We start from the raw sequence: 215 nt of genomic DNA, 5'->3' as shown, positions 1-215 counted from the left end.
ACGGGGGTGGGGGTGCTTTGCACCCCATCGCGAGCTGCGCTCGCTCCTACATGTACGGTGTTACTCCAAGGTGACTTTGTTAGTAGCCCTGGGCTCCATCGTCGGAGGGCTGATGATGCTGGGCGACACGGGCTAGAAATTGCCCCTTACCGATGAGCAGCTGCGCAAGGTACATGAGCGCAATGCCGAGGCGGATGCCAAGGATGCTCAGAACC

The 215-nt window shown here is 60.0% G+C and carries 1 pseudogene; it reads left to right on the top strand.

From position 1 onward, the window contains the following. Nucleotides 1-70: 70 nt before the first annotated feature. Nucleotides 71-215, top strand: a pseudogene (locus IAE36_RS23565) (DUF2897 family protein); the annotation flags it as partial.

Source organism: Pseudomonas sp. S36 (assembly GCF_016647875.1).
Taxonomy (GTDB): Bacteria; Pseudomonadota; Gammaproteobacteria; order Pseudomonadales; family Pseudomonadaceae; genus Aquipseudomonas; species Aquipseudomonas parafulva.
This window is presented reverse-complemented; position numbering and strand designations above follow the sequence as displayed.